Annotated in this window: 24 protein-coding genes; 18 read left to right on the top strand and 6 right to left on the bottom strand. The window is 40.4% G+C overall.

Translation table 11 applies throughout. The features are described 5' to 3' along the window. Nucleotides 1-6: 6 nt before the first annotated feature. The 5 genes from AC6I5C_RS01180 to AC6I5C_RS01160 all read right to left on the bottom strand — a co-directional run bounded on the left by AC6I5C_RS01180 (nt 7) and on the right by AC6I5C_RS01160 (nt 7,459). Complete coding sequence (locus AC6I5C_RS01180) at nt 7-1,263, bottom strand: glycoside hydrolase family 99 protein (RefSeq protein ID WP_497903557.1); 1,257 nt, start codon at nt 1,261-1,263, stop codon at nt 7-9. A 78-nt stretch (nt 1,264-1,341) separates the two neighbouring features. Beyond that, nucleotides 1,342-2,847, bottom strand: a complete 1,506-nt coding sequence (locus AC6I5C_RS01175) for a RagB/SusD family nutrient uptake outer membrane protein (RefSeq protein WP_497903556.1) — start codon at nt 2,845-2,847, stop codon at nt 1,342-1,344. A gap of 32 nt (nt 2,848-2,879) precedes the next feature. Further along, on the bottom strand, nt 2,880-5,813 hold the full coding sequence (locus tag AC6I5C_RS01170; RefSeq protein WP_497903555.1) for a SusC/RagA family TonB-linked outer membrane protein: 2,934 nt from the start codon (nt 5,811-5,813) through the stop codon (nt 2,880-2,882). 31 nt (nt 5,814-5,844) lie between these two features. Continuing rightward, entirely contained in the window at nt 5,845-6,927 is a 1,083-nt protein-coding gene (locus tag AC6I5C_RS01165; protein WP_497903554.1) for a hypothetical protein, read from the bottom strand. Nucleotides 6,928-6,937: 10 nt separating this feature from the next. Next, entirely contained in the window at nt 6,938-7,459 is a 522-nt protein-coding gene (locus AC6I5C_RS01160; protein WP_497903553.1) for a DUF5004 domain-containing protein, read from the bottom strand. Between the two features lie 741 nt (nt 7,460-8,200). Between AC6I5C_RS01160 and AC6I5C_RS01155 the strand changes: the two genes are divergently transcribed. The 18 genes from AC6I5C_RS01155 (at nt 8,201) to susR (ending at nt 22,060) form a co-directional block, all read left to right on the top strand. Continuing rightward, nucleotides 8,201-8,491 carry a GIY-YIG nuclease family protein gene (locus tag AC6I5C_RS01155; protein ID WP_497903552.1) on the top strand — a complete coding sequence of 97 codons (291 nt, stop codon included), beginning with the start codon at nt 8,201-8,203 and terminating at the stop codon, nt 8,489-8,491. A gap of 518 nt (nt 8,492-9,009) precedes the next feature. Next, complete coding sequence (locus tag AC6I5C_RS01150; protein WP_497903551.1) at nt 9,010-9,216, top strand: hypothetical protein; 207 nt, start codon at nt 9,010-9,012, stop codon at nt 9,214-9,216. A 157-nt stretch (nt 9,217-9,373) separates the two neighbouring features. Beyond that, nucleotides 9,374-10,168: a cation efflux transmembrane domain-containing protein gene (locus tag AC6I5C_RS01145; protein ID WP_497903550.1), complete on the top strand. Its 795-nt coding sequence runs from the start codon at nt 9,374-9,376 to the stop codon at nt 10,166-10,168. Nucleotides 10,169-10,375: 207 nt separating this feature from the next. Further along, the gene (locus AC6I5C_RS01140) at nt 10,376-10,702 is read left to right on the top strand and encodes a DMT family transporter (protein ID WP_497903549.1); all 327 of its coding nucleotides are present in this window, start codon (nt 10,376-10,378) and stop codon (nt 10,700-10,702) included. 358 nt (nt 10,703-11,060) lie between these two features. Next, nucleotides 11,061-11,327 (top strand): helix-turn-helix domain-containing protein, encoded by a 267-nt coding sequence (locus AC6I5C_RS01135; RefSeq protein WP_053976770.1) that lies wholly within the window; start codon nt 11,061-11,063, stop codon nt 11,325-11,327. 244 nt (nt 11,328-11,571) lie between these two features. Further along, a complete protein-coding gene (locus tag AC6I5C_RS01130; RefSeq protein ID WP_497903548.1) occupies nt 11,572-11,718 on the top strand; it encodes a hypothetical protein in 147 nt (48 codons plus the stop codon). A gap of 660 nt (nt 11,719-12,378) precedes the next feature. Further along, entirely contained in the window at nt 12,379-13,002 is a 624-nt protein-coding gene (locus AC6I5C_RS01125) for a hypothetical protein (RefSeq protein WP_497903547.1), read from the top strand. Nucleotides 13,003-13,257: 255 nt separating this feature from the next. Beyond that, nucleotides 13,258-14,118, top strand: a complete 861-nt coding sequence (locus AC6I5C_RS01120) for a beta/gamma crystallin family protein (protein WP_497903546.1) — start codon at nt 13,258-13,260, stop codon at nt 14,116-14,118. Nucleotides 14,119-14,231: 113 nt separating this feature from the next. After that, nucleotides 14,232-14,813 carry a DUF1287 domain-containing protein gene (locus AC6I5C_RS01115; protein WP_497903545.1) on the top strand — a complete coding sequence of 194 codons (582 nt, stop codon included), beginning with the start codon at nt 14,232-14,234 and terminating at the stop codon, nt 14,811-14,813. A 165-nt stretch (nt 14,814-14,978) separates the two neighbouring features. Beyond that, entirely contained in the window at nt 14,979-15,533 is a 555-nt protein-coding gene (locus AC6I5C_RS01110) for an NUMOD4 domain-containing protein (protein WP_497903544.1), read from the top strand. Between the two features lie 161 nt (nt 15,534-15,694). Continuing rightward, nucleotides 15,695-16,210 (top strand): hypothetical protein, encoded by a 516-nt coding sequence (locus AC6I5C_RS01105; protein WP_497903543.1) that lies wholly within the window; start codon nt 15,695-15,697, stop codon nt 16,208-16,210. 158 nt (nt 16,211-16,368) lie between these two features. After that, on the top strand, nt 16,369-16,815 hold the full coding sequence (locus AC6I5C_RS01100; RefSeq protein WP_497903542.1) for a hypothetical protein: 447 nt from the start codon (nt 16,369-16,371) through the stop codon (nt 16,813-16,815). Between the two features lie 110 nt (nt 16,816-16,925). After that, the gene (locus tag AC6I5C_RS01095) at nt 16,926-17,477 is read left to right on the top strand and encodes a peroxiredoxin family protein (protein ID WP_497903541.1); all 552 of its coding nucleotides are present in this window, start codon (nt 16,926-16,928) and stop codon (nt 17,475-17,477) included. After that, complete coding sequence (locus AC6I5C_RS01090; RefSeq protein WP_497903540.1) at nt 17,455-17,922, top strand: protein-disulfide reductase DsbD domain-containing protein; 468 nt, start codon at nt 17,455-17,457, stop codon at nt 17,920-17,922. Before AC6I5C_RS01095 ends, AC6I5C_RS01090 begins: the two co-directional genes overlap by 23 nt. A gap of 317 nt (nt 17,923-18,239) precedes the next feature. Further along, the gene (locus AC6I5C_RS01085) at nt 18,240-19,154 is read left to right on the top strand and encodes a c-type cytochrome (RefSeq protein ID WP_497903539.1); all 915 of its coding nucleotides are present in this window, start codon (nt 18,240-18,242) and stop codon (nt 19,152-19,154) included. 2 nt (nt 19,155-19,156) lie between these two features. Next, the gene (locus AC6I5C_RS01080) at nt 19,157-19,834 is read left to right on the top strand and encodes a Tat (twin-arginine translocation) pathway signal sequence containing protein (protein WP_497903538.1); all 678 of its coding nucleotides are present in this window, start codon (nt 19,157-19,159) and stop codon (nt 19,832-19,834) included. A gap of 12 nt (nt 19,835-19,846) precedes the next feature. After that, nucleotides 19,847-20,263, top strand: coding sequence for a DsrE family protein (locus AC6I5C_RS01075; RefSeq protein WP_497903537.1), 417 nt, complete (start codon nt 19,847-19,849; stop codon nt 20,261-20,263). Nucleotides 20,264-20,458: 195 nt separating this feature from the next. Continuing rightward, nucleotides 20,459-22,060, top strand: a complete 1,602-nt coding sequence (susR, locus tag AC6I5C_RS01070) for a SusR family glycan utilization regulator (protein ID WP_497903536.1) — start codon at nt 20,459-20,461, stop codon at nt 22,058-22,060. On the opposite strand, the gene AC6I5C_RS01065 is transcribed toward susR, so the two are convergent. After that, nucleotides 22,057-23,022 (bottom strand): NAD-dependent epimerase/dehydratase family protein, encoded by a 966-nt coding sequence (locus AC6I5C_RS01065; RefSeq protein ID WP_497903535.1) that lies wholly within the window; start codon nt 23,020-23,022, stop codon nt 22,057-22,059. The two genes, susR and AC6I5C_RS01065, sit on opposite strands and share 4 nt — an antisense overlap. Between the last annotated feature and the right edge of the window lie 98 nt (nt 23,023-23,120).

The raw sequence follows: 23,120 nt of genomic DNA, 5'->3' as shown, positions 1-23,120 counted from the left end.
GGTTATTTAGTCTTCAATTGCCTGTAGCAGTGCAAGGGCATCATCCACCTGCAAAGCCGCGAAATAATAGAATGCTTGATCTAATTGTTTTTGTATGTTGGTATTGCTGGCATGCGCTTTTCTAAGGGTATACAGCTGATATATGCTGCTGAATACATTAGGAAGGTTTTGAACCTCTGCAAAGGATTTAATGCTTTCCAAAGAGCTGTATCCAAATTCCTGAGTGGGTTCCAGCATGGTGCCTTCTCCAAAATCGTTCCAAGTTATTAACTGTAAATATTCAGCATTAGAGCTAGTAGCTAAAGATAAGGTTTCAGTTAAGGTTGCTCCACTGTTATGGTCTATGCTCCAACCGATACCTGCCTCGGCACCGCCTTCTAAGTAAAAATCGTCAAAGCCAGGGTAGGCACTTCCGAAAGCTAAATCTAGATTTGGGTATTGGTTGTTGTAAAAATTGGTGAGATGGGTATTGTCTTCATAAACCCAAGAAAACTCGCCTTGGGCATTATTGCCAGCCTCTGCCGATTCATACCACAGCGTCAAAAAGCTAGGTTTAGGGTTCAAAACACTAAAGGTTTCTGTCCATTGTTCTGGAGTAGTCAAGGTAATGGGGCCAAAGTTGAGCAACAAGGGTTTGTTGTTTATTTGAATGTAGGCATCATTGTTAAAGTAGTTGCTTTGCATATAACTCATATCCGACTTGGCAGCACTCTCTATGGTTGGTGCCATTCCTTGGTCCACAATAGCCTGTAAAAAGCGGTCTTCATAAACTATGGCATAGCTTATGCCTACTTCATCCAAAAGATCTATTAGGGCTTCGGTGTTGTCGCGAATCATCCTGTAGTCATTTACATCATATCGACCATACCAATCTATTAAAACGCCATCAATACCGGCATACTTCATCAATAGCAAATGGTATTCTATGACATCTTTATCACCTGAGTGGTAAGGACCAATCAACGGATAGAAATGCGAGGCAATTTCCCGTTTTCCTGTCCCATCCACATTGTTGGGGTTTTTGTTGGCCATGGTCCAATGGTAGCCCCATTGGTTATTGCCACTGCTCTCGTTGGTCTCAAACCAAGGCATATAATGCATGTACACTTTGGTGCTATTGGTTTTGCTAACGGCTATGGGATCCAGTACTTCTACTTCTGGGGTAGGATCAGGATTATCACTGCCACCATCGTCGGAACCACAGCTCAACATGGACACCAATAGCATTGCGCAAACTGTTTTTAAACTTTTGGAAGTTATCATTGTTATAAAATTAATCGATAAAGAGTTGACCTCCTAAGAACTAATTCAAATATCTTAGAAGGCCAACATGAAAACAACTTAATACCCTGGGTTTTGAGTTAGATTAGTATTGGTACTGAGTACCGTTGCAGGTATTGGGAAAATAGCTCTATAAGGCTCGGTGGATCCTTTTTCCCACCAAGGCTCAAAGAACGTTCCAAAACGGATGGTATCTGTACGTCGTTTTCCTTCAAATATAAATTCTCTTAAACTCTCTTGGTTGATGAACTGTAGGTCGATCATGTCTGGCATGTCTGTACCTGCTCTTTCAGTAATTTGGGTCAAGAACGGAATGGCACCATCTGGATTCCCTAAACGCACATAACATTCGGCTTGCATCATTAGGATTTCGGCATAACGAATAATTACCAAATCATGGTCGCGTTCCCATTGTTCGCCGGCTTTGGTTTCGTATTTGAACAGGCGGCCTCCTTCATTTTCCTGTGCATCGGCAAGGCTGCTGATCTCTTCCGTATAGGTTAATGGCGATCCGTTGTCCATCATGATTACCGAGTTGGTTGCCACATTGATTTGATCCCCAATAAGGATGGCCTCTCTTCGCATATCATTTTCAGCAAAAGAAGAATATACTCCTGGTTGGGCCGACATTCCGTTGGCAGACCAAGGGAAATCATTTCCTGAAGCCGAAACCGTTAAACGGTGCAAATAGTGTAGGGACATGGAGTTCATGTAGTTACCGATAGTTCCTGCATCATTGTCATAGGGAATTGCGAAAATGGTTTCACTGGAGTTTTCATTTTCTGTCAAGAAATTGGCGAAATAATCAGGTTCCAAAGTGTATCCAGAGATGTTTTGGCACATGTTGATACAGTCCTGCCATCTTGGAGTTCCTACAAACGCTTCGGAGTTTAAATACAACCTTGCCAATAAGGCATAAGCTACATTTTTAGTGAATTTAGAATACACAATTTCCGATTTCAGATACGGTAGGGATTCTAACAATTCAGCCTCTACAAAGTTGTACACTTCCGGACGGGATGAATTGGAAGGTAATCCCGTATCTTCAAAGTCGGTTACAATTGGCACATTTCCAAACATGTCCAATAACATGTAGTAATAATAGGCTCTCACCGATCTCAATTCGGCATAGATAGGGGTCTTTTCAGCTTCCGTCAAACCAGATTGGTCCACTTGATAGATGATGGAATTCACCTTAGCAATTCCTGCATAGCAATAACGCCATGCCGAAAGGATGATGCCATCTTCTGCCAACCATGTGTGGTTTTGGGCGCGTTGGTACACCCCGCCATCGTACCAGTTGGTGCCTCGGGTTGGGATGGTAGCCTCGTCTGACACTACTTCGTTAAGAAAAAACACAAACTCACTGCCAGGAAAGGCATTGGAGATCTCGTCGCTAAAGCCTCTTAGGGACGAATAGGCACCCCCAACAAGGGCATCTATTTCATCTGGGGTAGTCCCAAAGTTGTTGTCTTCTACGCGGTCGTACAGATCCTCGTCCAAATCGGTACAGGATACCGTCACAAACAAACTGCTTAGTAGTACTGCAAATATTTTAAATTTCATTGTCTTCATATTTTCTAATTACTATCGCTCTATTAATTACCTAGTGTTAAGTTAAGACCCAAAGAAATGGTGGTTGGTCTTGGGTAATTATTAAATCTGTCAATTCCAGGATTTGCCAATCCGCTCATGTCAATTTCAGGATCTACACCTTCGTAGCCTGTAAATACAGCCAAGTTTTCTCCCAATAGGTATACACGCAATTTAGAGTTGGATTTCTCAAACGGAAAGGTGTAACCCAAGCTCATAGACTGTAATCTGAAGAAGGAAGCATTCTCAATCCAGTAGCTAGAGTAGGTAGGAGAAGGTTCATTAATGCCGCTGTCCAAATATCCGTCTGGTACATTATAGGCAGGCAAACGATTTGGGTTGTACAATACCATGTTGGTAGCGTTCAATACTTCTTGCCCGAACATTCCGTAACCTGTAATGGCAAAGTCGAAATTGGAGTAGGTGAAGTTCATGGCCAATCCCATAGATAGGTCCGGTTGAATGTTTCCTATGTCTGTTTTTTCTTCGCTCAGGATGAAGTTTCCGTTTTCATCCAAACCAGAACTTTCATAGCCCCAGAAGGTTCCTACAGGGTAACCCTCGGCAATGATTTGAGAGAATTGGTTGGACAATCCTGACAAGCCGTGAAGCGATCCACTATAGATCACATCGGTTTCATAAGTTTGGTTGGATAGCTTTTCTATCTTTTGTTTGTTATGTGCCATGGTAAGGTTGGCATCCCAAGTAAACTTATCGGTGTTGATGATGTTGGCGTTTAAGCTCAACTCAATCCCCTTGTTGGAAAGTTCACCCACGTTAGCCAACATGGTTCCCACTAAGTAAGGTGGCTGAGGTACTTCGTAAGTGTACAATAGGTCTTTAGTGTATTTGTTGTACCACTCAATAGTACCGTTCAAGAAGTTGAACAAACTAAAGTCCAAACCAATGTTGAACTGCTCAGTAGTTTCCCACTTCAAGTCTGGATTTGGGTTTTGTGTTGGTGAATAGGCTAAACTCCAATCGCCGGTTGCAGGGTCGTAGTAAGAATCGTTTCCTACACCCAAAATAGAAAGGGATTTGTACTCGCCAATTCCATCTTGGTTACCGGTTACCCCATATCCTGCACGAAGTTTTAGGTTGTTCAACCAACTGGAGTCTTCCAAAAATGCTTCGTTGGAAATTCTCCAAGCAACGGAAGCCGAAGGGAAGGTTCCCCATTTGTTGTTTTTACCAAAGCGGCTAGAGCCATCCTCTCTAATAGTTGCGGTAAGCATAAAGCGGCTGTCGAAGCTATAGTTGGCTCTTGCAAAGAAGGATACCAAACGCGATTTCCCTTTGTAAGAGTATACGTCACCAATACGGTAGTTGGTACCCGCGCCAAGGTTGTTATAGCCAAAAGCATTGGTCACAAAACCACTACGTTGTGCTCCAAAACCTTCGTATACATTTTCAAGGAAGGAATAACCACCCATTAAGTTCAGGTTGTTCTTTCTAAATTCCTTGGTGTAGTTTAAGTAGGTCTCCAACTGCATGTTGGTATATTCTCCATAGGTTTTTTGGGCATAACCGTTTTCGGTGATTCCTTCCAAAATAGCATAAGAAGGCTTGTATGTATTTCCTGTGCTGGCATTATGCTCGTAGGAAAGATTCAATACGGCCTTAAGGTCTGTACAAAGATCAGCCTCTGTTTTAAAGTATCCCAATAGGCGGTTACGCTTGCTGTCTGCGGTACGGTTGGTCAATATTTCCACAGGGTTTTCGTATAAGGTTCCGTCTACAGAAGTGAAATTTCCGTTTTCGTCATATACTGGGATGGTTGGATTTAAGTTGAAGGCACGCTCGAAGATGCGGTAATCCAGTGGATTCCATTTGTCAACCGTAGCAAACATTCCTGCATCAAACTTTAACTTCTTGTCCATGGCATATTGGTAAATGCTCAAGTTTCCACTCAAACGCTCTAATCCGGTAGTTTTGATGATCCCTTTATTGTCCAAATAAGACACCGATGCTCTTAAACCATTATACTCTGCTCCAGAAGCTAAGCTTACGGTATGCGACATGGTTGCTGAAGTCGTCTGCAATTCTTCCTGCCAATCGGTGTCTCCACCGTAGTCGATAGCACCCGTAACATTATTGTCACGTACATATTGACGCCATTGGTTGGCCGAAAGCATGTCTAGGTTGTTGCTGGCATAGCTAATCCCGGTATACCCATTATAAGTCACATTGAAACCAGATTTTTGACTCTTTGTGGTAATGATGATGACCCCATTGGCTCCTCTAGATCCATAAATGGCGGTAGCCGAGGCATCCTTAAGAACGTCTATGGTTTTGATGTCGTTTGGTTGTACAGTGTTGATGTCTACTCCTGGAATCCCGTCTACTACCACCAACGGATTGTTGCTGGCCGTTAAGGAGGTGCCTCCTCTAAGGCGTAAGGAAGCACCACTACTTGGATCTCCTGTGCCTTGTATTACGGTTAAACCTGCTACCTTCCCTTGTAGCACCTGCTCTGTAGAAGAAATCACCCCTTTTTCAAGCTCGTCTGCCGATACGGTAGAAATAGCTCCGGTAAGGTCCGATTTTCTCATAGTACCATAACCAACGGCTACCAGTTCTACAGCGTCCAAGGCATAGGCATCTTCCTGAAGGGTCACCTGCAAAGGCATGGCCGTATTGGCGGTAATGTTAATGGTTTGTGTGGCATATCCTATATAGGAAATTTGAATGTCATTGCCGGTGGTCACTTGTAAGCTGAACTTTCCATCAAAGTCTGCTGTGGTTCCATTGGAGGTTCCCACCTCCAAGATCGTGGCACCGGCCAATTCTAATCCGTTGTTGTCAAATACGGTTCCTGTTACCAAAAGCTTTTCTTGGGCATAGGCTGTCACAGACAGGCAACACAGGAGCAATAGAGCAAACAACGCCTTAAAAGTCCTGAATGGATTTGGACTTTTGTGTATGTTTTTAAGTGTCATTCTAATCGATGTTTTAAAGTGATAGTATTAGTTAGTCTAGAGTTTTCAATGGAAGGGTAGTGTCAATTATGGTGTTGCCCTGGTTGTCTACTACCAATACCTGAATTTCGGTAAGGTTAGGAATGCCCTCTAACAGGGTAGGCAAATCGATAAACCCTTTGATCTCGTCCATATTGCCCGAGAATTCACCATTGATTTCCGTACTTCCCGCTGTAATCGTATAGATTAAGGTATTGATGCCTGTTTCGTTATTGATACGGGAAATTTGTAGAAAGTCCTTTTGACTGATCTGCAACGGAAAGAATCTAAACTCTGGTGGTGGTGGCGGAATATATTCAGCGGCATAGATTACCAGTTCAGGGGAAGTGCCTGCCCAGTCGTCCTTTACAAACAAGAAGGTAATATTCTCCATGATAAAGCCTTCTGGAATATCATTATAGTACTCTGAAGGAATCAAGTCCATTTTGTAAAAGCCGTTGCCCATGTCTTTCAACTTGGTCTTTTCCACAATCTCTGGGAGCCACGATTGGTATTCTTGTAAAATGGCCCAAGTGTTCATTCCGGAATGCATGTGTACGCTAGTAGCGTCTGCAAAACCATCTACCAAATTGGAGTTGAACAGGATGCTCAAACCTCCATCCAAGCTTGCTTCGGTTGGGTAGGAACGCATCATTTCATCTGCCGTAAAGAAGGAGTCTATTGGCGTGTAGGGCATGTTGGCCACTTCGGTTTGTTTGCTTCCTGTAAGGTCTTTTAAACGGAACCAAAAGCCTGCACTAGCGGCAATGTCTTCGGCACTCATAGAAAAGTACTCGGTAGGGGTTAAGGTAAAGCTCCAAATAAAATTGCCTTCATAACTAAGGTGTGCAAACTCAGAGGAGTTTTCCCAGTTGCCTGCATCGGGTTCGCTTGGTGACCAGATCCAGATGTATACGTCTTCGTTTTCGGCAAGGGTGGTACCCGAAAGGTCAAAGTACCAAGTGACCTCCTCGCTATATTGGTACACTACCGGGTAGGACCACATAGAGCCTACCGAGCCTACCAACTCCTGAGCCTGTGTCAGGTTGGGGATGAGGTACAGTGCCATTAATAAGGTATATAATAGTTTCTTCATGTTAGTTTGATTAGTTGTTAGCCATTAAGTTGAATACATAGGATACAAATGGAGTTCCGCCCGAAGTGCGCACCAAAGTAATTTGCATTTGTGCGTTGGTACCAGGCACCGCGGTAAGCTGTAGCACATGGGTAAGGTTGGTGTGGGCCGCATCGCTATACAGATGGATCAGGATTGGATTGGCAGTGGTAGGCTGAAAAGGCGTGCTCAACTCATAGTACCCACTGGCAGCAAACAAAGGCGGCACATTGCCCATTACCTCATAGGTAGTAGGCTGGTTGTCTCCATCTACATTAAAGGTAATTTGGAAGGTGTCATAATTGAACCAAGTGCTCAAGTTTTGTTCGTTGGGGGAGATGTTGCTGGCCTTGGCCACTTCGTCCACCATTTTTAGGTTCATCAAGTTCCATTGGCCCGCGATTTTTTCGTACACGGTAATGGGGGCTACATAACTCCCATCATCGGATTTGTTGCATCCAAAAAATGCCAAGAAACCAATGATCATTAGAAACCGAATGTTAGTGTATTTCATAAAAAAAGTAATTGGTGATTGTTAGACTTGTACCACTTCAATTAAGTGATGGTCTAAATTATCTGTTAAGAAATCCTTAAAAAAAAGATTGAGTTAAAATCAAAGTGTTTCAAGACGGAAAATTCTCCTAAAACGTTGTAGTATATGGGTTTATTGAAATTGGTAAATGGAAAAAATCAAGATGATATTAAGAAAAATCAAAGTATTTTTTGCTGAAAATAATGTGAATTTCATAATATAAAAGGCGTGTTTTTTGCTAATTCGCAAATAAAGCTCTTTTAATTCGTTTAAAAATAATACAGCTAAACATTTATTGTCAATTTGACAATAAGGAGCCTATTATAGTTTTGGTTTGGTTCTTTTTGGGCCCGGTTATGAATTAATATTTGTTATGTTCTTTCTTTTTGATGTTTTGAGCTACTCGGCACTTCGAGTGATTGGTTTGCATGGCAATGCAGAGCAATAGTATCGAGAAGTGTTTTTACCTCCTGCAATAGTTCTCAATACTCCATCCGCTTCGCAGATGGCGCTCGAACTGACGTGGTGGGATAATTCTGTATATTTATTCTTTTGTTTATAAAGGTTTTCATCACTTCGAGTGATTGGTAAGCATGGCAATGCAGGGCAATAGTATCGAGAAGGTTATGTGTTGTCTGTTCAGTTTCTCGATACACCATCCCCTTTGCAGATGGTACTAGAACTGACTTGTAAATAATATCAAGAAATTTTATATTTTTAGTTATGAACCTTTCCTATGTCTATATTCTTAAATGCTCCGACAATAGTTATTATACTGGTGTCACTTCTAATTTAGATAAAAGGCTTGTTGAACATCACACAGGTATTCATGCTGAAAGCTATACGTTTAAACGCCGCCCGGTAAGCTTGGTGTTTTATGCTACTTTCACAGACATCAATCTTGCCATTGCCTATGAAAAGCAAATCAAAAAATGGTCTAGAGCTAAAAAAGAGGCTTTGATTTCAAATAGGTTTGAAGCGCTTCCTAATTTAGCTAAAAAGAAATTTAAATGATTTTTGAAGAGTTCTCGATACAGCCTGCTTTGCAAGCAGTCCACTCGAACTGACGTAGTTCGAGTTTGTTGTATTTATCCTATTTTAATTTTTGATCTATTCACCTTTCATACAAGATTATATCGTGTTCCAAACATTAATGTTGAAAGTATTAAGCATGTAATTACTTGCCAGCTTTCAGCATATGCAAGCTCAAACACATTGTAGTCTTTTTTATATGTATTTTAAGTAGTTACGGTCAATTTGTAATCGATTGTTTCGATGAAGTGTTAAAAATTTGCGTTCCAGTGCATTATGTGGAAATTATAGGAAATTTTTATACTGCATATTCAACTTGTTTTATTATATTGGTCACGCTATCAGGCACAAAGGTCTAATTCCCTATTGTGTCAACATAATTACAAACAATTTCCTGACCAAGTATCTTGTTTGTTGGATGAGCTATCCCGCCATCCGGAATTATAAACCCATATTAATTAAATAATAACTAAAGTTAGTAATCCATTAACTAGAACTATATGCATACCAAAAATTTAAAAGTAGCCTTAGGCCTTGTATCCTTTGTGTTGGGTGTTGGCTTGAGCCTACAGATTAGAACCAATGTTGCTGAGGTTATGCCATCCTCCTTCTTTCTCAATGTATTAACCCTTGTGTTTACTACCATTGGTACCCTTTTAATGTACCGTCAACTCATGCGTCTTTTATATGTAAAGGCTACAGTGTAGCTTAGTACTAAGTATTTAATATAGAGTAGATAGATAGAATCACAGATTTTTTACAAGATTTTGTGATGTCACCTCTTTCCATTGCCTACCTTTTGAATGGTATCCAATTGGGGAATTGTATATTTGTTTGGGCTCATGGCCTATAACATAACTGTACATGGAAAAAACCATCTTCGAGATTAGTAAAATGGACTGCCCTTCAGAGGAGAACCTCATCCGTATGAAACTTCAGGGCATGCCGGGTATCCAGCAACTGGATTTTGATATTCCCAATAGGGCCTTGACCGTATTTCACGAAGGCCACCTCGCGCAAATAGAACAGGCTATTGTAGAACTCAATTTAGGAGGGAAACAGATTAGCAGTGAACCTACCGAACAAACCGAGTTCTCCGAACACAAAGACCAGAGCAAACTGCTATGGACCGTCTTGGTCATTAACTTTGCCTTTTTTGTGGTTGAAATGACTACGGGGCTGCTTTCTAAATCGATGGGCTTGGTAGCCGATAGCCTTGATATGCTGGCCGATGCCTTTGTGTATGGCATTAGCCTGTTTGCGGTGGGCGGTACTTTGGTACGCAAAAAACGCATTGCCAAGCTAGCGGGCTATTTTCAGATACTGTTGGCCCTTATTGGTTTTGCAGAAGTACTGCGCCGCTTTTTTGGCAGCGAAAAGCTTCCCGATTTTAATACCATGATATGGGTGTCTGTTTTGGCATTATTGGCCAATGGCTACTGTTTGTACTTGCTGCAGAAGTCCAAAAGCAAGGAGGAGGCCCATATGAAAGCCAGCATGATTTTTACTTCCAACGATGTAATCATCAACCTAGGTGTTATAATAGCCGGTGCTTTGGTGCACTGGTTGCACTCCAATAAACCCGATTTGATCATTGGCAGCATTGTATTTGTTTTGGTGGTACAGGGTGCCATTAGGATTTTGCAGTTGGGCAAGTAGGGTTTGGGAGTATTGAGGAGTTAGTATGGATTAGTGAGATGGAGGGTGCACATTTTTTTGTGTTATCACTAGTGGCTATTGAGGTAAACAGCTCATGTTTTCAAGATGAGACCTCTATTTTTGTTTAAGATTTCGTGTATATTGCCATAGGGTTACTAGGCTCAAGCCATAGCAATAGAGAACCATTATATAGCAAGACTACAAACCATGAATTGGGTACTATTAATTATCGCCGGACTTTTTGAAGTGGCCTTTGCGGCCTGTTTGGGAAAGGCAAAGGAGGCCAAGGGCGTGGACGTTACCTATTGGTACATTGGTTTTTTGGTGTGTTTGGCCATTAGTATGTTTCTCTTGGTTAAGGTTACCAAACAGCTGCCCATTGGTACAGCCTATGCCGTTTGGACGGGCATAGGGGCCGTTGGTACCGTGTTGGTGGGTATCTTGGTGTTTAAGGAACCCGCAACTTTCTGGAGGCTCTTCTTCATTACTACTTTAATTGCTTCCATTGTAGGGTTGAAAATGGTGTCGCATTAGGGGTATGTGTGTTATGAGCCCCTGTAACTTTGAAACAAATTCCAAAATTGTTTTGTCATTATATGCGTGGTATCTTGGATTTCATAGTGGAGCACAATGCGATGAAGCATCCATTGGCCTTAGATGGGATTCCTCCTTCGTCGGAATGACAGTTGTGCTATTGCTTGATTTGTTGGCGCATCGTTGGGCTTCGTTCGATACCTTCTCAATGCATATTCTTCTTTTCTAAGCTCTTTTATACTTAACTAACCCTAACTCACTTATAAACAATAAGTTGTTGATAATAAACAAGAGTGTTTTGTGGTGACGTGTTGAAAATGAATATCTTAGGGTATGTTAACCAACTCAAATAAACGTTATGCAAAACCCAAGACACACAGTGCCCATTGCGGATCAGGGTCAGTTGGTATTCAACCTGAAACTGGCCCAAAAGGAAGATTGGCTTACCTCTGAAGATGTAATGGCTTTGTTGAACATTAGTTCCAGTACGCTCTACCGCTACCGAAAGGATGGGCGGATCCCCTACATAAAGTTGGGGCGGGTAATATGTTACCCTAAAAACCTTATTAACAAGTATCTGTTGCAAAACAGTATGCTGGCCCTTAAACAGGGGTCGGCGGCCTAGTGCCTTAAGAAGTATCTTTTCCCTGAGATATAGTGATGAAAGCCGAAGCCAGCAGCCAAAAACTCAAGTAATTTTGTGCTGCTGGAATTGGCATGTTTATATATAAAGTTTTGGAATGCAATTGTTATGAAAATTCTTATATATTTAAGCATTGAAAATGCGTGGCTATAGTGTAATTTATTATTGTTGCTTGCCTCAAGAATATATTGACCCCTGAATAAATTACTAAATGAAAACCAACTTTATGAAAACTATTTTAAGATTAGCACTATTAACAATTCTGGTAAATTTTATTGGCTTTTCTACAAATGAAGATGAAAACAGCACGCCTGAAAAAGTTTCGCAAATCCCGATAACGAAAAATATCGCGACTTGTTTGAAAATAGGATAAGAGAGTTTGTTAAAAATGCTAAATGGGAGCCGGCAAAAAGGGTGGGCATTTCTATAAACAGCGTTAATTCGTTTTCAATTATCTATAAATAATCATGTTTGTTGGCATTTGTAGATTTGTTTGATCAAGAGTATTGTGTGAGTTTTTGTGTTACTGATTATTATTGTAAAGGGTAGAACTTAAAATTGTTAGTTGGGGTAGCGTTATAGCTCAATCCTATTTACCGCATTCCCTTATAAAATTGTAATTCAATTGCCAGGGTTATGGGTTTTGTAGCTGTAATTGTCCTCTAGGTTGTTAACTTTTAAATAAGGCCTTTTCATGGCTTCCCGATACAGTTGCACTTCATTGTCATTCTGTGCAACTACTAGAAGAGACGTAGGTGTTAGCTTTGCGCTGCTTGGGTGTTAGGAGAATGGGAATCGTCAGTTCGAGTGGATTTCCGCAGGAAATCTGTATCGAGACAGTGGTAACAGCTTACAAACAGTAGGGCGTCTATCTCACTTCTAGGTACTGCCCTCTAACTCCTATTCGGAAATATCTTGATTTACGGGGAAACTTGTGCAAAGTTTGCTTCACCCTGAACAAAGGCATATTTTGATAATAGAACTCCTATCTATTGCGTATCTTTAAGTAAGGTTTTCAATACAATATTTAGGCATGTCAGTTTTAAACACTCTTAAACGGCTGTTGTATCCTGTTACCTTGCTCACCTTGGTAGCCCTTTTAAGTATTGGCTTGAGTATATTGGCCATTTACAAAGGGTTTACGCTAGAGAGTCCTGCTATTATCTATCCTATTGTCGCCGTCCCAACAACGTTATTCATTCTTTGCTTGTATGCCATAGACCGCTTTCTTGTACACCAAATAAACTATTTTCTACTCATGTTGGCTGAACTGCTGCTGCTTGGGGGAGGGTACCTATTGTACAGCTATTCCAGCAGTAGTGCTGACATCCATATAGCGACCGATGAGAATTATATTTTTGTGCTCTACGATGCCGATGAAAATTCTTTGGACAATTTTAGCAGAAAGGGACTCTTTGGTAAAGAATGGCTTGTAAACAGCAATATTGTACATCTAAATCCGTCGCTTATTTCCAGAAACGATATCCGTATTCTACCGCCTGAGAATTGGATGGGTATTTATGAGGAGACCGGGAAATATTTTTATAAAGGCGACTCCATTCCATATAGCTATAAGTTAAGAAGCAGGCAGGCCAATGAGTATAAGCGTACCCAACAAACATATATTGATAGTTTGCTTGCAGTGGTGTTGCCTTAAATAGTAGTTATTCAGTTTTAATTTGCTTTTTAATAGGTTTTTATGAATCATATTGTAAGAAAAAAAGTTTCTTTTTTAGTTTAGAATTCACTAATTTTAGGAGGCTGTATGGTGTTGGCATTTCTTAAGCTGAACAGCCCCGACTTCTCTATGTTTCCTTAGTTTTTGCAGTTCTGTACGGTTTGTATTAATAGCATTTGCCTTGAGTTTTGATTTCCTACATAACGTTTTATGCAACTTTTAATACACAACCTTATGAAAACAAAGCAACATATTTTATTGTTGGCAGTGCTATTGCTTCAGGCAGTGGTATTTGGGCAGGATACGGCCTATGACCTCAAAGACATCGTAGATATGCGAGGGTCCTCTTCAGAAGAAGTCTTGAAAGACAGGGGCTATCACTTGGAAAATGTGGATAAATCTTCAAATGGTATTTACCAGAATTGGTGGAACAGCAGAAAGAGTCAGTGTGTAACCGTACGCCTTGTAGATGGCCGTGTGCGTTCTGTGGTAAAATCACCGGATTTTGATTGTGGAAAAAATGGCGGTAGTTCTAGTCATTCCAGTTATGACAGGGACGATGTGAACTTATCGGATTTGAGGGGTATGGACGAACCTAGGGCTTCAACCAGATTACAGGACCATGGGTATAAAGTGGTAAAAAGTTATGGCTCTTCTGTAATTTCCTTGTATTGGCTGCATGAAAGGAACGATAAGTGTTTGTTGATGACGGTGCATAACGATAGGGTTTCTGCGGTAACAAAAGTGAATTCATCTCTATGTTCTGGAGGAAGTAGTTCCAGTAGCCATCATTCTAACAGTAGTCACCATTCCAGTCATGATAGTCGTGATTATGGTAGAGGTGTAACTCTCTACAAAGATTGTGGTTTTAAAGGAGGTAACATCACTTTGGGAGAAGGGCGTTACGATCACGATGAATTGGGAATAGGAAATGATAATCTGTCATCTATTGAAGTCCCTCGTGGATATAAAATTACCATATACCAAAATGAGCGTTATGGTGGGCGCAGCAGAACCTACTATAATGATGTCAGCTGTCTAACCGATGACGATTGGAACGATCGCACTTCAAGCATCAGAATAGAAAGAGATTAAAATAATATTCGAAAACTGTTATAAAGCATCAGTCTGTAGCTGATGCTTTTTTTGTGCCGTAATAGACTTTCAAGATATTGGTTATCTTTAAGAATCATAAATTGTTTTTGATAATGAAGAAAGTTGTAATTCTATTCTTTTTGGCAGCGGTAACTATTTGTTTTTCGCAAACAGCTGTTTCCGCTCTGGCCTTGTCTGACTGTGCTTTGGATCTGACCAAGCAAAAGGTGACTTACGATCCTAGTTATTTTTCAATTCCTTATCCTAATGGGGATGTACCAAGTGATAAGGGTGTGTGCACCGATGTGGTGATAAGGGCCTATAGACAGGTTGGTGTAGATTTGCAGAAGGAAGTGCATGAGGATATGAAAGCGAACTTTTCAAGCTATCCCAATATTTGGGGCTTAAAAAGTACCGATAAGAATATTGACCACAGAAGGGTGCCTAACCTAATGACCTTTTTTGGTAGAAAAGGTGCGAGTAAACCAATTTCCCAAAATGCTGAAGATTATGTGCCAGGAGATATTGTGTGTTGGAATTTGGGCGGTGCCATTACACACATAGGCATTGTGGTAAATAAAAAATCTTCTGATGGCAAACGATATTTGATAGTACATAATATCGGTGGTGGCCAGGTGTTAGAGGATTGTTTGTTTGATTTTAAAATCATAGGGCATTACAGGTATGTCCAATAGGCTATTCGTTTTTTTTGGGTTGAATTTGGGGTGACAATTAATATTTCGAGCGCCTCGTTTTGGTTCTTGGAAAACAACATTGCTTTGCTAACTAATTGGAATCTTTTGTGTTGGATATTGTAAAATGCTTATATTTAGCCTCATACATGCTAAGATTTTACAAATATGATAACGAACAATTGGAAGGAGGAGTGGAAGACCATTACCTTCGACGACAAGATTGCGGATAATGAAAAGTTTAAGATTTCCAATTATGGGCGGGTGATTAACTGCAAAGGAGACGAAGAGGTATTGGTCAATAAAACCTATATCAATGGGTATCAGAATTTACGGGTCAAACAAAAACACAGCGGAAAAGCTACTAGCCGCTATGTGCATAAACTTGTAGCACAACACTTTTTGGAACAAGGGGACGGTCTTTATGTCATTCATCTTAATTATGACAAAACCGACAATAGAGTGCTCAATTTAAAATGGGCAACCAAAAAAGAAAAGGAACGACATCAGTTTAGCAATCCGGAATATAAAACGGGCTCTCGTAAAAGAACCTATTCCAAACTCTCAGAGGCCAAGGTAAAACTCATTAAACGTAAAATTCACGATCCCAATCGGCGTACACGCATGAAAATGATTGCCAAACAATTTGGGATTTCAGAAATGCAGTTGTATCGCATAAAAAGTGGTGAGAATTGGGGTTCGGTTACCGATTATGAGAAATAATGTGCTCTTGGTTTTTGGCTACATGTCTCTTGTTCATGAAATTAAGCTGTTATACAGAATGGTTTAAAATTAAGCGTTTATTTTAATCTTTAACTATCACTTAATCAGATTGTTATGTAATTATTTTATCTTTAGGATTTTAATTCTTAAAGTCAATTTCCATGGGAAAATTAGATAATTACACAGAAGAAGAATGGCATGTAGTGGCATCCATTCCGCAGTTGGTAGGCGCTACTATGGCTAGTGCAGGATTTAGTGGTATTGTGGGGTCTGGTAAAGAGTTGTTTGCAACCGTCCGAAGTATGATGGGCGCCAAGGAAACCTACGCTAGCAATCCATTGATTACAGCCATTATTCCAGATCCGGAAGCAGCCAAAGAAGCCATGTCTGATGCCAGTGAACAGCGCAAGCAGTTTGTAAACCGTATCAAGGAAGCTCAGGTCAATTCCAAAGAAGGTTTGGCCAATTTGGTATTGGAAGATTGTAAAAAGGCCTTGTCAATTGTAAAGGAAAAAGAACCCGAAACGGTCGTGAACGATTATAAAACTTGGGTACTAAATATTGCCGAAACCGTTGCCAATACTGCTAAGGAAGGTGGTTTTCTTGGGTTTGGTGGCGAACAGTTTAGCGAAAACGAACAGAAGTTGTTTGCCGAATTAAAGCAGGTTTTTGAATAAGTTTCCATAGGTGTTTCACATAGGGATGTTGAAGCCATTCTAGGGTGGCAGGCATAAATATGTTCTTGTGTAAGAAATTTGGTTATATTGTACACGTCTTTTAGGTGCCCCAACACCTAATGGACATTTGAATAATTTATAACCAATAAAACCTACTTATGAAACAGTTATGTATGTGGATGCTGGCTTTCAGCTTCTTTTCTGCCACTGCCCAAATTTCTTTCAAAACGGGCAGTGTTCAATTAGATACCGACTTAAATTCCATCAATGCACGTGCGAGTGCCGATTTTGGAGCCTTTAAAACCGATATGAAATTGTCTTACAATGTGTCTGAAAAGAGCATTGAGTATATGACGGGCAATTTGCATATGGCTTTTGGTGAAGTGTATTTGGCGCTCGAAATTGCAAAAATCACAAGAAAACCTTTAAATGATGTGCTAGTTTGCTATGAAACCCATAAAAGCAAAGGGTGGGGCTATATTGCCAAACAAATGGGAATCAAGCCAGGCTCGGCAGAGTTCCATCAGCTTAAGAACAGTGCCAATTCCAAAAAGGGCAAGGGAGCCGGTAAAAAGCAATCAAAAGGCAAGGGTAAAAAGCATTAGCATTTCTTCTAAAAATGGAAATGAACCTTGTTTAGAGGTGTTTGGTTGTTGATTTACAGTAGTTTATATAAATTGAGTAACTTTGTGTGGCTCCTGTAAATCAATAGCTTATGAAACGATTAATGATTTGTTGGGGGATATGTTTCTTTTGCATGGTATCTCTCCAAGCCCAACAAAAGGAGTCTTCTTTTGTGGGTACAGCTGCCCCTGATTTCACTCTTAAGGACTTAAAAGGCAATACAGTTGAAATGTCTTCTTATAATGGAAGTTATTTGGTGTTGCATATCGCCACTACTTGGTGTCCATTTTGTAATGCCGAAGCACCCTATTTGGTAGAGTTGGCCAATGAGTATGCCTCCAAAAATGTAAAGGTTTTAATTATTGATGTAAAAGAGCCTCAGACTTTGGTGCAGGAAAAGTTACAGGATCGGTTTGATTTTCCATTTCCCGTATTGTTGGACGAAGATGGTGTTGTAGCAGCTAGTTTTGCCCCTGAGGGGGTATTGCCGGATTTGGCTAGAGATGAAGTGATGTTGGCTTCTAATTTGTTAATAGATCCAGAAGGCAAAATTCAATTTATGTCGCTTTTGGATTCCAAAAACTTTGATGCCAAACTTTTGGCTCTTAAGTCACGGCTTGATGAGCTGCTTTCAAAACATTAAGTTATTCCTTTTATTTTTCATTGGTGTTTCTTGGTCTACAAATGCCCAAACCCAATGGGTGCAAATTCAGGATACGGGATACCAAATACAGAAAGGAAAAAATACAATTCAACTCCAATTTTTAATTGCTGAGGGCTATCATATTCAAGCTAATACTGGTGTTTTGTATTGGGTGATACCTTCAACCTTAAACATGGAAACAAGGAGTCTATTGTCTGATGTTTCTGTGTATTTTCCCAAACCACATAAAATTTCCTTGATAGGTATCAAGGAGCCATTACAAGTCTTTTCAGGGACATTAATTGTGCAACTTGAATTTTATATTGCTGAAATTCCGAAGGATTCCATTCCGTGGAAAGGAACTTTGAGCTATCAAGCTTGCGATAATAAGCAATGCTATTATCCTCGTACATTGTCTTTTATGTTGCAATTGGACCCAAATTAAAAAAGTAGGAGAATTTGTAAAACAAACCGCTTTTTTTGTAAATTAGAAGAACATAATCCCTTCCTAATAGTTTTCATCTTTAAAAAAGGTGAACCAATAGTCTACCCCAAACCTTATTTTTTCCTGCTTATAAGTCTCAAAGATACCTTCAATTTAACCCGTTGCATTTTTAGAACGTATTCATGGGTGAGCCCTCGGAACATAAGCTTAGTCGTTCAAGGAATAAAAGTATTTTGTATTGCGGTCTTGTTATAGTATTGACAAGTGCAATTACTTTTCTTCTTGTAAAGGGGTGTGGAAAACATGAGGTAGAGCCTTTGATAGCTCCTATTGAAACCAAACTTGATGTCTATGCCCAGAATTACGATCCTACTACTTTAGGTGATTCTGAAGAAGATGCCGTCATAAAATTTGGGTATCAATTGTTCAATCAAACCCCAAGGTATCTGGGACCTGATAATGGAAATGCCGATATGGTGTACCAAGGAAATAGGCTGGCCTGTAAAAATTGCCATCTCAATTCGGGGACCAAAGCCTATTCGGCACCATTGATAGGAATCGTTCAACGGTTTCCGCAATTCCGTGGACGCGAAAACAAAATGGGAACCATCCAAGAACGCATTAATGGTTGTTTTGAGCGTAGTATGAATGGTAAGATGCTTCCCGAGGAGAGCAAGGAAATGCAAGCCTTGGTAAAGTATTTGGAATGGTTAAGCAGATTTGCGCCGGAGGATGGGAAGATAAAAGGACAGGGATTTGTAAAGATTTTTATTCCCAATCGCGCTGTCGATCTGGAGCATGGTAAAGAGGTGTTTGCAAAAAACTGTGCGGTTTGCCATACCCCAAGTGGAAAAGGAGTGATGGATGCCAACGGTTATACCTATCTATATCCGCCTTTGTGGGGAGACGACTCCTTTAATCATGGAGCAGGAATGGCTAGGGTGATTACTTCGGCCCAGTTTATAAAGGCCAATATGCCTTTTGGAACGAAACATAATGCCCCTGTATTGACAGATGAAGAAGCGTACGATGTGGCAGGGTATATCAACCAACAGGAGCGTCCCCAAAAAGCCAATCCCGAAAAGGACTTTCCAGATCTTCTAAAAAAGCCAGTATCTACCCCTTATCCTCCTTATGCCGATGATTTTCCTGTGGAACAACACCAAATGGGACCTTTTCAGCCCATTATGGAATACTATAAAAACACACATAACATAACCAAAAACAAATAATTATGAAAACAGCCAAAAGCAATTCAAGACGACAATTTCTAGGGGCCCTGGCCCTTGGGGCTACAGCAAGTACCCTTTCGGTACTTACCAATCCTATTTATGCCAATATTCCAATGGATGATACCAAGAAACTTTCAGAGGCGGAAGAGTGGTTCAAAAATATCAAGGGAACCCATCGCATTGTATATGATGGATCTAAGCCGCATCACGGTTTTCCTATTATTTGGAACTGGGCATATTACCTCAGTAATAACAGTATGGGGGTGTTGGATAAGGAAATGACAGCGGTTACAGTGCTACGTCATGATGCGATACCTCTGGCTATGGAAGACAAATTGTGGCAGAAATATTCCTTTGGAGACATGTTTAAAGTGAATATGAGCAGTGGTAATGCATATACACGAAATCCGTATTATGCGCCACAGGAAGGCGATTTTCCAATGGCACAAATTGAAGGTATCAAGCGCTTGCAGGAGCGTGGTGCTTTATTTTGTGTATGCGATCTAGCCATTCAAGTGTATAGTGGGGCAGCAGCCATAAAGATGGGCTTAGATCCTAAGGAAACTTATCAGGAATGGGTAAATGGAGTACTTCCAGGTATTCAGTTGGTGCCTTCTGGAGTGTGGGCTTTAGGTCGTGCTCAAGAAAATGGCTGTGGCTATATTTTCGCTGGGGAATAAAATATTAGGATTATGAAAGCAATCATTCAAGCAGCATGTGTCTTCCTGTTATCTACCATGATAATGTTGGCACAGCAAACACCTGTGAAAATAGTATTTGATGTTACGAGTCCAAATACCAAGGTGCATCAATCCACGGTTAGGCATGTAAAGGCCATGTCTCAGGCTTATCCTAATTCAAAGTTTGAGGTAGTGATGTATAGTGGGGCTATGGAAATGGTGTTAAAGGATAAATCTGTAGTGGCAGAGGAATTGGAAACTTTAGCAAAAAAGGACAATGTCGATTTTGTGATTTGCCAAGGAACCATGAAGCGTTACAATGCCAAGGACTCCGATTTGATTACGGGGGTAAGGACGGTTCCAGATGGGATTTTAGAAATTGTAGAAAAGCAGCAACAAGGTTGGAGCTATATTAAAGAGGGACAGTAGTTCTTAAATGAGTTATTTTTTAAAATAATTAAGTTATGGAAACCGCAGAAATAGCGGTTTTCTTTTGAAGTAAATCGTGTAAAGTTGTATTGTGAAAACATCAATTTTTGGAGTGTATCATTAAAAATTGTGTATTTTAGGCCATCCTTTTGAAGGTTTTCTTGAGTAACCCTTAGAGGGATTTAAATAACTTGCATGGCCTACAGAATTATTGCATTACTTTTTTTGAGTTTTATGTTTGCGTCTTTCACCGTAAAAGAACTGCCTGTTTTGGAGCAGTTGGATGAGGTGTTGGGACAAAAGGAGCTCTATATCAAAGAAAAGTATGCCACAATAGATGCTTTAAAAAATGAGGTCAAAAAGCATACACTAAGCCAGGATAATCACAATCTTTACGATACCTATTTAAAGTTGTTCAATGAATACCGATCGTTTAAGTACGATTCGGCATACCATTTTTTGGACAAGGCCAAAGCTAGGGCCTTGGTGTTGCAGGATTCCCAATTATTGGACAAGGCCAAGATCAAGGAAGGCTTTGTATTGATGTCTTCCGGTTTGTTCAAGGAGGCTTTGGATACGCTTAATAGTGTTGATGTTGGAGAGTTGGATAGAAATTCCCAGTTTCAGTATTATGCTGTAAAGGCCAGATCTTACTACGACCTTGCCGATTATAACAAGGACGAACGTTTTAGCATTCACTACATCCAACAAGGCACGCAATTTTTGGAAAGGGCCTTAGAGTTGGCAGAACCCAACACCAACGAATATTGGGCTACCGAGAGTTTGAAGCGCATGAAACAGCAGGATTGGGAAGGGGCGGAATTCGCCTTTAAATATTGGATTAACAATTTCCAGTTGCCATCAGAATATTATGGGATTGCCACCTCTAGTTTGGGATATATTTACTCGGAAGAAGGCTATCCTCAAAAGGCAATTGAATATTTGGCTTTAGCGGCAATTGCCGATGTGAAGCATGCTACCAAAGAAACGGTAGCCCTCAGAAACTTGGCCAATGAGCTGTTTAAAATGGGCGATTTGGAGAAGGCCAACCGCTATATTGGATTGGCCATGGAAGATGCTACCTTTTATAATGCGCGACACCGAAAAATTGAGATATCGAAAATTCTGCCCATTATCGAAAAAGCACAGTTGAACAAGGTAGAAAGCCAAAACAATAAACTGGCGAGCATTGTTATATTATTGACAGTCCTTTCGGTAATTATTATCGTGTTTTTGGTGATTATCTTCAAACAGCTTCAGGTTCGAAATAAGTCCAGAAAAGCAATGGCCGATTCTTATGCCAAGTTGCAGGAAATGAACAAAAGTTTGAGTGAGTCTGATGCGATTAAGCAGGAATACATCAAGTATTTTATCAATGCTACGTCAGATTTTATCAATAAAATAGACCATATTCAAAAGAGCACCATCCAAAAGATGATTGCCAAAAAGCATAATGAGGTTATCCCAAATTTAAAGCGGTACAATGTCAAGGAAGAGCGCGAACAGTTGTTCCATCAGTTTGATGAAATCTTCCTGAAACTCTTTCCAACGTTTATCGATGACTTTAATAAGCTCTTCCCTGAAGATCAGCTCACAGCTGTAAAGCGTGGCGATTTGTTAAATACCGAGCTACGTATTTTTGCACTTTACCGTTTGGGGATACAGGACAGTAGCCAAATTGCCCAATTTTTGGAACTTACCGTGTCTACAATCTATACCTACAAGGCGCGCATCAAGGCTCGATCCAATTATAAAGAGGACTTCGATGAAAAAATTATGGAAATTAGAGCTATTTAGTTAGCGTCTTTTTCGCTTTGGATTTTAGCTAAATTCGTCAACATTTCCTCGGTCATTTTCGACATATCGAAAGAGTGTGACCAATTCCAGTCGTTTCTAGCGATAGAGTCGTCAATGCTCTTTGGCCAGCTATCCGCAATGGCCTGTCTGAAATCAGGGTTGTAAGAAATGCTGAAATCAGGAATGTGCTTTTTAATTTCTTCAGCCAATTGCGCAGGCGTAAAACTAATTGCAGCTACATTATAAGAAGAACGGATGGTAAGTCTGTCGGCATCGGCTTGCATCAAGTCTACGGTGGCATTAATAGCATCGTCCATAAACATCATCGGCAATTCGGTTTCTTCCGAAAGGAAACATTCGTAAGTGCCATCAGCCAAAGCTTTGTGGTAAATTTCCACTGCATAATCGGTGGTGCCTCCGCCAGGCAAGGTTTTCCAGCTGATGATACCAGGGTAACGGATGCTTCGCACATCTACACCATATTTGTTGAAGTAGTATTCACACCAGCGCTCCCCAACTTGCTTGGTGATTCCGTAAACGGTGCTTGGTTCCATAACCGTATGTTGTGGCGTGTCTACTTTTGGCGTAGTAGGACCAAAAACTGCAATACTGGAAGGCCAGAACACACGTTTGATAAAACCGTCTTTGGCTAAGTTCAATACGTGGAATAGGGAGTCCATGTTCAAATCCCAGGCTTTCATTGGGTATTTTTCCCCAGTAGCACTTAGCATGGCGGCCATTAGGTAAATGGTATCGATTTGGTATTTTTCAACACAAATCTTGATCGATCCATAATCCTGTGCATCTACAATTTCAAATATCCCAGAGTTTACCACATCAAGATTGTTGTAATTGATATCGCTGGCAATCACATTGTCGTTTCCATAAATGCTACGAAGTCTCGTTGTTAATTCAGATCCTATTTGCCCGCAAGCGCCAATGATTAATATTTTTGATGACATAAACTGTAGATATTTGAATTTTTTGCAAAAGTAATAAGAATATAGTGTCCGAAAAATAGAATATTGAAATATATGTGTGCTTTAACATAAGCACTCTG

This window comes from Mangrovimonas sp. sgz306409, assembly GCF_059735265.1.
This window is presented reverse-complemented; position numbering and strand designations above follow the sequence as displayed.